The sequence below is a fragment of the Roseateles albus genome, from assembly GCF_028595345.1.
Classification (GTDB): Bacteria; Pseudomonadota; Gammaproteobacteria; order Burkholderiales; family Burkholderiaceae_C; genus Paucibacter_A; species Paucibacter_A albus.
This window is the reverse complement of the sequence record NZ_JAQQXT010000001.1, coordinates 37306-51683: the sequence shown is the minus strand read 5'-3', so window position 1 is coordinate 51683 and position 14378 is coordinate 37306. Positions and strand designations below refer to the sequence as shown.

Annotated in this window: 10 protein-coding genes; 6 read left to right on the top strand and 4 right to left on the bottom strand. The window is 63.0% G+C overall.

The window, feature by feature from the left end; all coding sequences use genetic code 11:
- Positions 1 to 52: 52 nt before the first annotated feature.
- Positions 53 to 1630, top strand: coding sequence for a DUF4139 domain-containing protein (locus PRZ03_RS00235; RefSeq protein WP_273598486.1), 1578 nt, complete (start codon positions 53 to 55; stop codon positions 1628 to 1630).
- A 71-nt stretch (positions 1631 to 1701) separates the two neighbouring features.
- Here PRZ03_RS00235 and PRZ03_RS00230 read toward each other — a convergent pair whose 3' ends face one another.
- Complete coding sequence (locus PRZ03_RS00230) at positions 1702 to 2439, bottom strand: hypothetical protein (RefSeq protein ID WP_273598485.1); 738 nt, start codon at positions 2437 to 2439, stop codon at positions 1702 to 1704.
- A gap of 287 nt (positions 2440 to 2726) precedes the next feature.
- Between PRZ03_RS00230 and PRZ03_RS00225 the strand changes: the two genes are divergently transcribed.
- Both PRZ03_RS00225 and PRZ03_RS00220 read left to right on the top strand, forming a co-directional pair.
- The gene (locus PRZ03_RS00225) at positions 2727 to 4301 is read left to right on the top strand and encodes a dipeptidase (protein ID WP_273598484.1); all 1575 of its coding nucleotides are present in this window, start codon (positions 2727 to 2729) and stop codon (positions 4299 to 4301) included.
- Positions 4302 to 4541: 240 nt separating this feature from the next.
- A complete protein-coding gene (locus PRZ03_RS00220) occupies positions 4542 to 4844 on the top strand; it encodes a hypothetical protein (RefSeq protein WP_273598483.1) in 303 nt (100 codons plus the stop codon).
- Between the two features lie 56 nt (positions 4845 to 4900).
- On the opposite strand, the gene PRZ03_RS00215 is transcribed toward PRZ03_RS00220, so the two are convergent.
- Together PRZ03_RS00215 and PRZ03_RS00210 are read right to left on the bottom strand one after the other, a co-directional pair.
- Positions 4901 to 7747, bottom strand: coding sequence for a serine/threonine-protein kinase (locus PRZ03_RS00215; protein WP_273598482.1), 2847 nt, complete (start codon positions 7745 to 7747; stop codon positions 4901 to 4903).
- Positions 7747 to 8358 (bottom strand): ECF-type sigma factor, encoded by a 612-nt coding sequence (locus tag PRZ03_RS00210; protein WP_273598481.1) that lies wholly within the window; start codon positions 8356 to 8358, stop codon positions 7747 to 7749. The genes PRZ03_RS00215 and PRZ03_RS00210 overlap by 1 nt, the downstream gene beginning before the upstream one ends.
- Before the next feature lie 174 nt (positions 8359 to 8532).
- On the opposite strand from PRZ03_RS00210, the gene PRZ03_RS24155 reads away from it, so the two are divergent.
- From PRZ03_RS24155 to PRZ03_RS00195, 3 genes are all read left to right on the top strand, one after another.
- Positions 8533 to 9297 (top strand): thioredoxin domain-containing protein, encoded by a 765-nt coding sequence (locus PRZ03_RS24155; protein ID WP_273598480.1) that lies wholly within the window; start codon positions 8533 to 8535, stop codon positions 9295 to 9297.
- Between the two features lie 71 nt (positions 9298 to 9368).
- A complete protein-coding gene (locus PRZ03_RS00200; protein WP_273598479.1) occupies positions 9369 to 10637 on the top strand; it encodes a hypothetical protein in 1269 nt (422 codons plus the stop codon).
- Between the two features lie 87 nt (positions 10638 to 10724).
- Entirely contained in the window at positions 10725 to 13907 is a 3183-nt protein-coding gene (locus PRZ03_RS00195) for a beta strand repeat-containing protein (RefSeq protein WP_273598478.1), read from the top strand.
- Between the two features lie 79 nt (positions 13908 to 13986).
- Here PRZ03_RS00195 and PRZ03_RS00190 read toward each other — a convergent pair whose 3' ends face one another.
- Entirely contained in the window at positions 13987 to 14361 is a 375-nt protein-coding gene (locus PRZ03_RS00190) for a DUF2845 domain-containing protein (protein ID WP_273598477.1), read from the bottom strand.
- Positions 14362 to 14378 lie beyond the last annotated feature (17 nt).

Sequence of the window (14378 nt, the reverse complement as noted above, 5' to 3'; positions counted from 1 at the left end):
CCCAAGCCGGCGGCCATGCTATGTTCACGCCTGAAACTCTTGGAGCCCGCGCATGCCAACACGCTTTCTCGTTCTGCTGCCTCTGTTGTTCACACAAGCCGGCCTCGCTGCCGCCCAGAGCAGCAAGATCAGTCAGGTCCTGGTCTACCCGGGTGGCGCCACCGTGGAGCGGGTCGCCAAAGTCGCGGCCGGCGCCCAAACGCTCAAACTCAGCTGCCTGCCGGCCCGCTTCGACCTCGATTCGCTGCAGCTGCAAGGCGATACAGGCATACAAATCGGTGATGTCAGCGTGCAGACCGTGGCGCGCGAGCAAGCGCCCGAATGCGCGGCCAGCCCGCTCGACGCCAGCATCCGCGAGTTGGAAGACAAGCAGGCCGGCCTGAAGGCCGAGATCGATGCTCAAGAGCTGGTGCTTGGCTTTCTGAAAAACTTCGGCACGGGCACCGGCGCGAGCAATCAAGCCACCATCGGCAGCACCGCCGAGTCCTTGCGCCGTAGCGGCCTGGAGGCGATGCAGCGCCAGCACCAGCTCTTGCGCAAAAAGCAGATGATCGAACAAGACCTGAGCCCGCTGCTGGCCGAGCGCGATCGCTTGATCAAGGCCAACCCGCAGGTGCGCAGTTTGCAGATCCGCCTGGCTGCCGCGCAGTCCGGCGAACTGCGGCTGAGCTACCGTCTCAGCCAAGCGGGCTGGACGCCGGTCTACCGCGCCTATCTGGATACGGCCAAGGCACAGCTGCGCCTGGAGCGCCAGGCCCAAGTGGCACAAAACAGTGGCGAGGACTGGAGCGGCGTGAAGCTGCGTCTGTCGACCGTGCAGCCGCGCCAAAACACCGGCATCGCGCCGCCCTATCCTTGGACGCTGGACATCCTGCCCCCAATTCAGGTGCAACAAGAAATGCAATATGCGCGTGCGGCGCCCGCAGCCGCCCCGCCTCCCGCATTCATGCCCCCACCCGAATTCAAGCCCGCCGCCCCTGAGCCACGTTTTGACGTCAGCGTCTTCCAGGGCGAGTTCGCCGCCGAGTTCGGAGTGCCCGGTCTGGTCAATGTAGCCAGCGATGGCCAACGCGTGGGCTACACGCTGGGCAGCGAGCTGCTGGATGCACGCGTATTGCGGCGCGTGCAGCCGCAGCAAGAGGCGCACGCCTTTTTGATGGCCGAGCTGGCTCGGCCGGCTGGCTCCTGGCCGAGCGGCGCGCTACAACTGTTTCGAGATGGCGATTTCGTCGGCAACAGCCATTTGAATCTGGCCAGCGAGGAGCGGCTGGAGCTGTTCTTTGGCCGCGACGAGATGCTCCGGGTGAAAGTCGAACCCGAGCAGCGCGGCGGCGCCAACGCCGGCTTCATCGGCGCGCGCGCCGAGCAGAAAATCGGCCGCGCCTTTGTGCTGGAAAACCTGCACAAAAAGCCGGTGCAGTTGCAAGTGCTGGAGGCCTCGCCGGTGGGGCGGCATGAAGACATCCGCGTGCAAACCGTCTTCAATCCCAAACCCAGCCTTGAGGCCTGGAAGAAGCAGCCCGGCGTGGTGGCCTGGGAGCTGCCGCTGGAAGCCGGCAAGACGCTGCGCATCACGGCGGACTATCTGATCACTTACCCCAAGGATGCACGGATCAGCGGGATGCGCTGAAGCCAAGGCAGACTTGTTCCCCGGACGCTTCACATCCGGGGAGACTTGAGCACATCAAGGTGTGCCGCGTTTCAGGGTGTTTTCAACTCGAAGCTGGTATCTTCAAGTTTTTCGCTGAAGCTCACATAACTGCCCAGGCTGCTGTCGGCGTTCAACTGATGGCATTGGCTGCCAGTGCGTGTGAAGCCAGTGGCCACGACCTTGGCGCTGCGCTCCAGGCAAAGCAGCACCCGCGCACCATCTTGCTTGACCGCCCAGGTATCCACGTAATTGGCCTCGGCGCCGCTACCGGCCTTGCAGCTGAGGTATTCAATGCCGCTGCCGTTGGGGCCGGTGTCGCCGACCTTGGCCGTCTTGGACAGGCGACCCTTGGTCACCGACGCTTCGCAGCTGTCATCGGCCAAAGACGCCTGCCCCTCGGACTGAACCGTGCCCGCGTCAAAGAAAGACTCATAGGTCGAGCTGTGCGATGTGCCGAGAAAGTTCAGCGTCATGCTTTGGCTCATGTGACTGGACAGCCTGCCCGACACAGGGTGTGTGCCCATGCCGGTCATTGGCGCGGTCGTCAGCACCATCGATACCGGCGTGCCGGCCGGCAGGCCTCCACCCGACACGGTGCCACTGAGGCTCCAGGTATTTGCTTTGGTGTAGTACTGCGTCATCGCCGCTTGCAGGTCGTAGGTCGTCGGCTTGACCGGCTCCGGCGGGGCGTCACTGCCACCGCCACCGCAGGCTTGCAGGGCCAAAACGATTGCGGCCAAGGAGGCCGCAGCGACGAGCCGCGCGCTCGATTTCAGTTGTTCGGACATGAGTTTCCCTCGAACTATCGATGAATATGTGTTGGATGATGATTGGCAGAGCTTCGCTTCTTGCTGAGCGCTTGGGGCATCGCCGGGGCTTGGAGGCCTCACCGGAAGCCTGCGAAGGCTTTGAGCCGGCGCCATTCTATGAAGCCCCTGGTGCTTGGGCTATCCTCACTTGGGGGGACAAGCCACTGATGGCCCGTCACCCAAAACCTCTTGGCGGCGCCTGCGGTTTTGCTGCCAATGAGCGTTGTTTGATCCAGCAAAATAGTTAGAAAAACAAGGACTCTCAGATGTGCACCGTGATCGCCATTGGGCCGCGCGCCAGCGTTGATGGCTCGACCCTGCTCAGCCATTCCGACAGCGGCCAGGACTCGCGCGTGCGCAAAGTGGCCGCCCAGGATCACCCGCCCGGCGCGATGGCGCCGGTGCATTGGGGCATGCAAAACATCGTCAAGCCCGAGCTCGACTATTTCGGCGAAGTGATAGGCGAGATCGCCCAAGTGCCGCACACCTATGCCTATTTCCACTCCGCCTATTCGCACCTCAACGAGCATCAGCTCGCCATCGCCGAAAGCACCACCTCGCAGCGCCCCGAGCTGAAATGCGCGCGCGGCGAAGGCGAGCAGATCATGAGCGTCGAGCAGGCGATGGTGTTCGCGCTGCAGCGTTGCCGCCGCGCTCGCGAGTCGGTTTTTTTGATCGGCGAGCTGATGGAGCGCCATGGCTTCCTGAGCAGTTGCGGCGATGGCAGCGAGCTGCTCTGCATCGCCGACCCGGATGAGGTCTGGGTGCTGGAAATCGTCGGCGTCGGCCCGGGCTGGCGCGCGAACAGCGGCGCACCCGGCGCCATCTGGGCGGCCCGCCGCATGGACGCTGACCATGCGCTGGTGGTCGCCAACTGGAGCATCCTGCGCGAGTTGGATCTGGCCGACAGCGTGCGAATCTTGGCATGCGCTCATGTGCAGAGTTATGCGATCGAGCGCGGCTGGTACCGGCCCGAAGCCGGCCGACCTTTTGATTGGCAGCAGGCCTATATCCCGCTGCCGCATGAATGGGCGACGTCCAGGCTGTGGTTGTTTTATGCCGATGTGGCGCCGACGCTGCGGCCCTGGCCGGCACGCCGGCTGGAAACCGACCGTTATGCGACGCTGGATGCCTACCACCAGGTCGTGGAACCGCTGGACATCTACCCCTTCTCGGTCGCGCCCGAACGCAAGCTCGGCCTGGACGATGTGATGGCGTTTCACCGCTCGACCTTTGAAGGCACGATCTACGACATCACCGAGCAGCCGCAATGGCAGGTCGCCGACGCGAGCGGGCATGTGTCCAAAAGCGTGCTGGCCACGCCGTTCCCTAACCCAGATCTTCGCCGGCTCCTGCGCCTGACGCATCGCCGCCCGGTGGCCCGGCATTTCGGTCACCTCAGCATGATTTGCCAGCTGCGCCGGGGCCTGCCCGCTGACATCGCCGGCGTCTACTGGCTGGCGCTCGACAACCCCCATGTCAGCAGCTGGATCCCCATGCATGCAGGCATAGACGCGCTGCATCCTTGCTTCAGCGACTACGACCCCGAGCAGTTCAGCGCGACGTCGGCGCGCTGGTGCATAGACTTCGTTGACAACCTGATGCAACTGGCCTACCAAAAAGCGCTGCCGTTTCTGCTGGAGCGGCGCGCCGGCTTCGAGGCCGAGCTGATGGCAGGCTGGCAGGCGCTGGACTTGCGCTTGCAGAATGAACCCAGCGAAACACAGCGGCGCGCCTTGGCGACCGCCTTCGCCCAGGCCAGCATGGCCAGCGTGCCGGTCTTCTACACCGCGTTGCGCGACCTGTTGATCACGCAGCTGACGCACAAACGGCAGGGCTGAAGCCGGCCGGCGGCAAGCCGCCTTAAGGCTAGAAAAGCGACGCTCCTCGAGGGCCTGAAAAACCGTGATGCCAATCACGGACGGCGCTGATTTGACCACTTGATCCCCCGGGTTCGCGGGGTCACGCGAACCCTGCTTCAACCCTATATTTCAAGTGCCGTCACGTCTCGGTGCTTGGGTAGATAGATCGCATCGATTCCTCTCCGGCACCGCGTTTACTGAAGCCTTTGGAGCCCCGCCATGAACAGCTTGATTTACGCACCGATGGTCAGCCCTGCAGATGGCACGCCGCATCCACAAAGCGGAGAAGCCCCCGCCTGGACGTTGCCCATACTGGCGGCCGGACAAACTGTCTGCTCGGGCAATTGCGATCAAGGTCGGCGCTGCAATTGCACGCTGAGTTCGAACATCTATTGCGAGAACGCAAGAGCGGAGAGCCTTGCAGACCAGCAGGAACAGCAAGGCGCCGCGCTGCTGATACAGATGTTCCAGCTCCTGTGCGGCATCATGCTTATGTGTTCGCTGGCCTGGCTTGTCGCCTAGTAGATGTTCCGCGTTCAAGGCCTGAGCTTGCCCGGCGCCGAGTAATCCTCGATCGCTTAGAAAACACCGCCCAGCCGCGCCGGAAGCTTGGCTGAGGTCCGCCCATAGGCCTGCTCCACGCCGAAGCGAGCCCTGTGCACGGAGGCATCGTTGCCCCCCTGCTCAAGCAGTTCCAGATAGCGCAGCACGGCATCAAGTGGGTGATTTTTAGGCATCTGCGGCGGCCGCGCCGAAGCGGCCAAGGCCAGGGCGGCGGCCGCTTCGGGATCGCCCATCATGACCAAAGTCGTCGCCAGATCCAGCCGGGCCTGCCAGACCGCTGGGACCGCCTGATCAGCGCCGGCGGCCAGCAAATCGACCCGCTGTGCCAACAATTTGCGACTGCCTTGCCAGTCACCGCGCGCGCGCAACAGCTCACCCTCGACCTGCGCGACCTGGCTGTTCAACCAGCGGTCCTCGCGCAAATGCAGTTCACCATCGTCGCGCAGACGCTGAATCGCATCCGTCGCCAAGGCTTGATCGTCCAGCAGCAGGCCGGTGCGCGCCAACGCCAGCCAGGCTTCTGAACGGCGAAAGGGGCCAAGCTGCCGGCTGTCGGCGGCTGTTCTTGTCAATAGTTCTTGCGCCTCGGCGAGCAGCGCCGCGGCGGGCGCATCATCGGCCATGCCACGGGCGTGCAACAGCGCCGCGCGTGAGGCCACCAGCGCCGGTCTGGGCGTGCCATTGCTGCCGCTCAAAACCGCCTGCCGAGCCTTCAAAGCTTCGCCGAATTCACCGCGGTCGCTGTGGTAGCGGGCCATCTCCGGGTAGAGTGCGGCGCGCAGCGAGCTGCCCGGACCGAGCAAACTGTCGATTTCGGCACCCATGGCTTGAGCACGCGGCTCGACCTGCTCATATAGACCGAGCCGCATCTGCAAGGCCAGAATGCTGCGCTGCCAAGCCAAGGCATGGCGCTTGTGCGCCGTCGAAATCTGCGCCTGCGCTTGCTCCGTCTTCCGATACTCGCGCAGCGCCTCACTCCAACGGCCCTGGCTGGACAGAATGGCCGCCTTGTAACTGCTCATATGGGCGCGCTCGAAACTGCCCGGCGGGAATTGGCGCTCAATCATCACGCTGGCCTCTTGCATGGTCAGCTCGGCTGCAGCGCCCTGGCCGGTTCTCATCTGGGCCTGAGCCAGCATGAAAAGCAAGCTGCGCATGAACTCCGACTCCTGGCCGACCAGGCGCGCCACCCGGGGGCGCAGCGCTGCAATCTGCCGGATCACCTCATCCCAGGGGCCAGCCGGGTTGTAGATCTGCAAGAGCTTGTGCCTCGCTTCCATCGTGCGCAAGTCATCCTCGCCGTAAAGCTGCACCGCCAAGCCGACCCATTCTTCGGCCAGCGGGGCGGCTAGGTCAAAGCGGTTCAGGCTTTCATAGGTGGAGGCCAAGACCTCAAGCAGGCGCAACTTGGTGGCGGGTTCGTCCTTGAATTTGCCCCCCAGTTCCGTACGACTTTTCTCCAGCAGCTGCAAAACGTTCGGTGACTCACCGCCATGCAGATCGGGGCTGGCGCTGCCCAGCAGATTAGTCAAGTAAAGCGTCACTTGATCGGACTGATGGGCGGCCGCGTCGGCGCGCTGCCATTGCGCCAGGCTCACGCCCAAGCCGGCCAAGACCGCCAGCGCCAACGAGCCGCCCAAGGTCGCCGGCAAGGCATTGCGGCGCAACCACAAACTGCTGCGGTGGCGCCAATCGTCGCGGCGCGCACCGACCGGCCTGTGCGCTAGCCAGCGGCGCAGGTCATCAGCAAAAGCGCCGACGCCCGCATAGCGCAAGGCCGGGTCTTTGCGCAAGGCCTTGGCGACGATGGCCTCCAGGTCGCCACGCACGCGAGCGAAGTCTTCGGGCCGCCCGGCCGAGCGCTCGGCCAGCAATTGCCCCAGGCGCGGCGCCTCCAGGTGCAGCAAGGCATGTTCGGCAACAGCCCGCGATTGGCCCTCGGTCGCAAACGGCAGCCAGCCCGCCAGCAGCTCAAACAGCAACACACCCAGGCTGTACACGTCAACGGCAACGCCAAGGGCCGACCCACTGAGCTGCTCCGGCGCGGCATAGCCCAGGGTCAGGCCGCGCCCGCTCAAGCGCGTCAGCTCGCCCGGCGCTTCGTCGTCCAGCAAACCGGCGATGCCAAAGTCCAGCACCTTGGGGTTGCCTTGCAGGCTGACCATCACATTGGTCGGCTTCAGGTCGCGGTGCACCACCAGCTGCGCATGCGCATGCTCTACCGCCTGGGCGACACGGATCAACAGCGTCACCCGCTCGGCCACCGTCGGGCAGGCAGCTCGCACATGCTCGGTCAGCGTGCGTCCGTCCACATATTCGAGCACCAGAAACGGCAAGCCCGCTTCAATGCCAGCGTCCAACAACTTGGCGATGCCCGGGTGGTTAAGCCGCCCAAGCACCGCCCGTTCTCTCGCAAAACGTTCAGACAGGGAAGCTTGCTGCAGGTCGCCACGCAGCAGCTTGACCACCACCTCTTGTTCATAGAGTCCGTCGGCGCGCCGCGCCAGCCAGACCTGGCCCATGCCGCCCTCGCCGATCTTGCACAACAAAGCCCAGGCGCCCATGCGTCGGCCAGTCAAATCGCTTGCCCCGTTGATGGAGCCTTCTTCATCCTGCTGCAAGGCATGCTGCAGCAGCGCGTCAAAGCCGGTCGGCGATGCAGCTTGGTCGGGCGCAGTGTCGGCCGCTGCTTTGGCCAGCATCCTCGTCAGTTGTTCGACCAGCGACGCGTCGACGCCGGCCGCCTCGGTCAGCCCGGCCAGCCAGCCGGCACGTGCCGACTCTGGCAGATCCAGCGCCTGATCGAACAGCTCGGATAAGCGCAGCCAACGCGGGCGGTCCAGCGTCGCTGCGCCCATCATCAATAAACCGTCGCTGCGCTATCGCCCATCAGCTCAGTCAACAGCGCCCTCGCCTTGACCAGATCGCGCTCGACCGTGCGCCGCGCCACCCCGCGCAGCTGCGCCACCTCAACGATGGGTGTGCCGGCAAAACCAATCATCTCCAGCAACTGATAAAGACCAGGGTCAAGCTGCTGCATCTGCAGCAAGGCCCGGTCAATCGCAATCAGATCGAGGGCCGAGCTGATCGGCGCCACCACCTCGGCGGCGGCAGACAGCGTCAGCAATATGCCTGCCTCGCCGCCGCGCTTGTCGGCCCCAGCCGCCCGAATATGGTCGACGACGACCGAGCGCAGCACCCGGCCCACATAGGCGAAGAACTGACCGCGGGAATTGCCTTGCAGACCTTCGCTGTCAGCCATGCGCAGAAAACTTTCATGCACCAGCGCGGTGGTGTTGAGTCCGGCCACGCCGCTGGCCTGCGCCAGCTTTGCCCGAGCGGCGCGTTTTATCTCGGGATAGAGCCGTGCAAATAGCGCGTTAACTGCGCTGCTCTCACCTTGCGAAGCGCTGGCCAGCAGCTCGGTAACGGAAGGGAAATGGGAAGGGGAAGGGGCGGCGGGCAGCGTCATTTGCGGCCGATTATGGCCGGGAACCTCGTCTTCACCCCCCTAGCCTTAGGGGTCAAGACGGAAATATCCGCTTCCCGCCGTCGTGATCGTCGACGCAATGCGTCTTAGCCAAGAGGCCGAGCAAAAAACGCACGCCCTTTTGTCCATACCTACGCTCTACAGCCGGAGATCTCCATGCCGTCCAAACAACACTGCTTCGTCAGCAGGCGCGAAGGGCTGGGCCTGTTAGGCGCCGGGCTGATGAGTTTCACCATCTTGCCGCCCACTTTCGCGGCGCAAGCCTCCGCCAGCGAACTCGAACGCGCATTGGAGAAGTTGCTCAAGGAGCGGCCCGAGTTGGTGCGCGAGGCGCTCAACACCCTGGAGCAGCGCGAAGCTGCCGCTAAGCTGCGCAGTGATCAAGCCTTGCTGAGCAGCTCGGCCAAGGCGATCTATACCGAGGTCGGCTCCACCGTGCTGGGCAATCCGGCCGGGGATGTGACGCTGGTGGAGTTCATCGACTACCGCTGCGGCTACTGCAAACATGTGCAGGCCGAAATCAACAAGCTGATTCAGTCAGACCGTCATTTGCGCGTGCTGGTCAAGCATCTGCCCATCCTCGGGCCCGATTCGCTGGCCGCAGCGCATTTGGTGCTGGCAGCGGGGCAAGGGCCCGCCGCCCAGCAATTGCACCAGCGCCTGATGGCCAGCACACAGCTCGACGCCGCCAGCCTGCAAGCATTCGCACCAAAGGCCAAAGCCGCGGCGGTAGACAAGGCGGGCATAGCGCGCGGCCTGAACGAGGTGCGGCAACTGGCCGAGCGCCTGAGTATTGACGGCACGCCGGCGCTGCTGGTCGGGGACCAGTTGATGCGCGGCGCGGTAGAGCCGGCGCAACTGCAGGCCGCCATCCTTGCGACCCGCCACCGGCAAGGCAAGAACCCGCACGCGCGGGTCTGAATCGGCTTCAGACCGATCGTTCTCAGTCATCGATGGACCAAGCAAATAACTCATTAACTCAGGGTGAAATCATGAAGAAATTATTGCTCAAAACGCTGCGCCGCTTTGGTGCCTCGGCCTGCATTGCCATGGCAGCGATGGCCGGCATGACGGGCGAAGCGCAGGCCTTGTCCTGCCCGAGCGGCAAGGTCGCCGATGGCGGCCTTTGCTACAGCCCGCCGCGCGCCGGCTATAGCTGCACCGGTGCGGCCTGCATGGAAGATTGCCGCAGCGGCTATTCGCCCAGCGTGCCGGGCTTCTGCCATTACCGGGGTTCCTTGACCTACACCGAGAAAGCCTACGGCAAGCACCACAAGAGCACGCCGCATAAATGCCTGTTGCTCTACTACGCCAATTGCCGGGCCGACTACCACATGGATGCCTGCGGCATCTGTACCTACAAGGGTGCTTGGGACACCACCCGCCACACCTATTTCCGCGAGCCCGGCATCAGCGCGGACTTCTCGCAAGCCTTCAACCACATTGGCTCGACCATGCAGGCCACCTATGGCAGCTCGATTGGGGCCATGCAAAGCGCCTACTACGCCGCGATGGCCGAAATCCAAAAAGGCATCGATGCCTTGACCTTGCGGCTGTTCCACGAAGCGGCGAAGCTGGCCATGGCCAAGGACTTGGGCAAGAGCTTGAACAAAACGTTTGTGGCTTTTAAGAACGCCAAGTCCAACGCCGACACCTTGAACGATATGAAGCGCGTGCTGGCCATCGTGGCGTCCAAGAAGCAACTCGCCGATGACTCCGCCGAAGTCAAAGACATTGCCAATGTCATGCTGAAGAACGCCGGCAAATTTGGCCTGCTCTGCGGCACGGGCATGTACGAAGCTTTTTCACCCGGCCTAACGTCAAATTTCCCTTCCAATCTACAAAACTCGTCCTCGGGTATTTTTGCCGCCATCGGGTCCGCCGTGGTCGCTGGCGCGGATGAGTCCATCGGCCTGATCCATAACTGCCAGCTCGACAGCAACGGCCGCATGCAATTCGCCGTGGTCAGCACCGTCGGAGGCTCTCTTGGCGCTGCTTTGATTGCCGGCGGCGATATCGGCTTCATGTGGAACCCGGGTGCGGTGGGTAAACAGGGCGGCGCTTATGTCGGCATGGCAGGCGCAGGCGATATCGGCGTGGGTGTGGCAGGCACGGTGAGCTGGAGCGTGGCCAAGGGCATGCGCGGCGCGCAAAACGCCATCCCAGGCTTCAGCGCAGCCACCGGCGTAGGCGTTGGCGCGCAGCTGAGCCTGATTGGCGGCAACGCCACGATTTTGCAGACCTTCTCCTACAAGCCGTAAGACGAGTCACGCTCGTTTCAGCTGCTTTTTCATTTGGATTTTCTGCTGGATTTCGTTCAGCTTTCTTTGAACACACAGGGACACATCATGAACAAACGCATCAAACTCGACCTCTGCCCGACCATCCGCGCCGCGAAGCGCCGCCTCCCACACCATGCGCGCCTACCGCTCAATATTGCACTGGCCGCGGCGATGAGCCTAGGCCTGATGGCGCAGGCCGAGGCGAGCAAGCGGACGTGGACAGGTGCGGCCGTTGTAGCCGGTGGCCCGACAGCCCAATGGAGCAACTCCCACAACTGGAATGTGTTCGGGATCAGCACATACATTCCAATCCTCAACGGCGACTCGCTGTTTTTCGACTCCACCAAAGCGCCCACACAGCTTGCCGATGTCAATGCCTTCTATACCGGCATTTCCTTTGGCGCCAACGCGACCGGTTTTACCTTCAACCAGGGCAACAATATTGGCATTTGGAATGAGGGCATCAGCAACGGCAGCAGCAAGACGCAAGTCTTCAATGTCAGAGTTGATGCCTATGGTGAAAAAGGCGATCAGAGCTGGGACGGCGGCAGCGCCGGCATGAATCTCAGCAATGCCTGGTTGGGCGGCGCCGACACGACGCTGACACTGAAGAACAAGGTGTCCATCCAATCAGGGATCGAACAGCTGGGCGCAAACGCAGGCGATGCCTTGACTTTGAACATCATGTCAGGGAGCTCGGCCACCCTGAGCCAGTTGACGCTGGCAAGGGACAACCTGAGCCAAGGCACGATCCTGGTTGACGGCCTGCTGTCCAAGCTCACAAACAGCGGCGATCTGGTCGTCGGCCTCGGCGCCACCGGCACCATCACCGTGCAGAACGGTGGAACTTTGAACAGCGGCAACAGCTTTATCGGCAAGGCCACGGGCGGCGATGGCTTGCTGCAGCTGACCGGCGCCACTTCAAGCTGGGTCAGCACCGGCAACTTGAATATCGGCGACGCCGGTGTGGGCAGCCTGCGAGTCGAAGCCGGCGCCAAGTTCAGCAATGTAGGCGCCACTTTAGGTAGCCTGGCCGGCGGCGCCGGCACGGCCAAGGTCACGGGCGCGAACTCGAGCTGGCTGCTCAGCGGCGATTTGACGGTCGGCAAACTGGGTGAAGGCTCCCTGTTCATCGAGCAGGGCGGCCTGGTCAGCAACCAGCACACCTTTGTCGGCCTGATCGGCGACGCTGGCACGTCCAAGCTGGTGGTGACGGGCGCCAGTTCACGCTTGCAAAGCAGCGGCAATCTAACGGTCCAAAGCGGCAGCTTGGAAATTGCCGATGGCGGTCTGGTGAACGCCAAGAACGCCTATTTCGGCGCAGTTGGCGGCACCTCCGCTTTGGTGGATCTGGGCGGCACGGGCTCAACCCTGAGCTTGACGGACAACCTTGTGATCGGCAGCGAAACCGGCTCGGCCACCTTGAACCTCAGCAACGGTGCCATCCTCAACAGCGGCAGCCAATTGATCATCGGCAAGGGCGGCGTGCTGAACCTGAACGGCGGCACGCTCAATGTCGGTTGGTCGAAAAGTGCGGGCCAGGTCAACTTCAACACCGGCACCATCAATTTTCTCGGTAGTCAGTTCACCGGCGACGGCATTCTGGATCACAGCGTCGGACTCGGCGCGGGCATGAACATCAACGTGAAAAGCGAGCTGAGGATTTTGGCCGGCGACAACCTGACCCTGAATGGCGGCAATGCGCAAACTCAATCATTGACCGTGCTGGGCGAGTTGGCAGTCGGCAACTTCAGCCAGCTTGTTGTAGGCGCTGGCGGACTGAACAACACCGGTGCGGTGCAAATGGCCGGCGGCAAGATCAGCAGTGCAGGCACGGTGCTGAGCTCAAGCTTTTTGGGCGGCTATGGCGTGATTGCCGGTGCGGGCGGATTCAGCAACACCGGCTTGCTGCGTCAATCCGGCGGCAGCCTGGAGCTGGCCACCTTGGGCAGCAATATCAATACCGGCAATTGGGACATGCTGGACGGGCGCGGCCTGGTTCTGAGCGGCGCCAATCTGCTCAATGCGGGCGTTATGAGCATGAGCGGCGACACCGTCTCCGGCTCGGCCACCTTGATCAACGGCACGGCCGGCACCTTGACCGGGCGCGGCGTCATCAGCGCCAAGTTCCAGAATGCCGGGCGCATGACGGTCGATGCCGGCAGCTTCCGCATCGACCAGAACTTCCGCAACGATGGCCAGATCCTGATGGGCTCGACGACGGCCACCATGGCGGGCGGCACCATCACCAACGCCGGCCGCATCATCGGCGCAGGCCAGATCAATAACGAAATCAACAATACCGGTACGGTGGGTGCGGTGGGCGGCACGCTGACGCTGGACGGCAAACTCAGCAATAACGGCATCATCAGCGCCGGCCGTGACGCCACCGTGCTGATGAATCGCGGCTTGGGCAGCAATACGGGCAAGATTCAACTCAGCGGCGGCGGCTTTGACAACAATGGCTTCGCGATGAGCAACGAGGTCGGTGCGGTGATCAACGGCTTTGGCAGCCTCAGTGGCGGCTTGCTGAGCAACAAGGGCAAGATCTTGCTGAGCGGCGGCAGCTCGACGATCTATGCCGACTTGCTGAACAGTTCCGCCAGCCAGATCGTGCTCTCGGGCCTGAGCAACAACACCTTCTACGGCAAGCTCGATGTGCAGAGCGGCGCCGAGCTGCGTGTCTCGACCGGCTCGGTCGCGACCTTCTTCGGCGATGTGCAACAGCGCACCGGCTCCAAGTTCACTGGCGCGGGCGCCAAGCGCTTCGAGGGCACCTTGACGATCGGCGCTTCGCCGGGCCTGGGCACGGACGAAGGCGATGTGGAGTTCGGCGAGAGCAGCAGCTACCTGGCCGAGATCGGCGGCATTAGCGCCTGCACCTTGCGCTGCGGCAGTGATGAGGCCTTCAAGAACAGCAGCTTCGACAAATACATCGTTGCGGGCAATCTGAGCCTGAACGGTACGCTCAAGCTGACGTCTTGGAACGGCTTTGTGGCGCAAAAAGGCCAGAGCTTCGACCTGCTGGATTGGGGCACGCTGACCGGTACCTTTGCCGACATTGACGCCTCAGGCTTCAAGCTCGCGGCGGGCACGCAGTTGGACTTCAGCCAGCTCTACACCAATGGCAGCATTTCGGTGACGGTGGCTGCCGTGCCGGAACCGGCCTCGTTAGCGCTGTGGCTGGCCGGGCTGGGCGCATTGGGCAGCGTCGTAAGGCGTCGCCGCTTGGCATCAAAGGCAGGCTGATCCGCCAATTGGGCGCGAGCGGTGGCCTCGGTGGCACCGCTTGCGCCCAGCAGCAAGGATGCTGCCGGCGCTGACCTAATTAATTGCCGTAATCAAGATCCTGCACGGACTTTAAGCGGCCATCCTCAAAGATCAGTAATTGCATGAATTGCTGAGGGCCGAAGTTATAGACCCATTCTTCGATGCTGACCTGAATCTCGCGCTCGACCTCCACCGAGTTGCCGATCGCGCCCGCCTGCCTGGTCGTGGCTTGCTGGTATTCGCGCACCCGGATGATGCGCCGCTCCAGGCGCACGTCCCGCGTGCTGGGCGGGCCGCATTTCTTCAGCACCTCGGCCTTATGCAGGCCGGCGTCGATGATGTAGGAGTTGCACCGGAAGGCCCAGGCCGAAGGTGCGTGCGTGAACAGGCTCAATGCCAAAATGGCTGCGACCAGGACAGGTTTGCTTTTCATCGATTCAATCATCGACT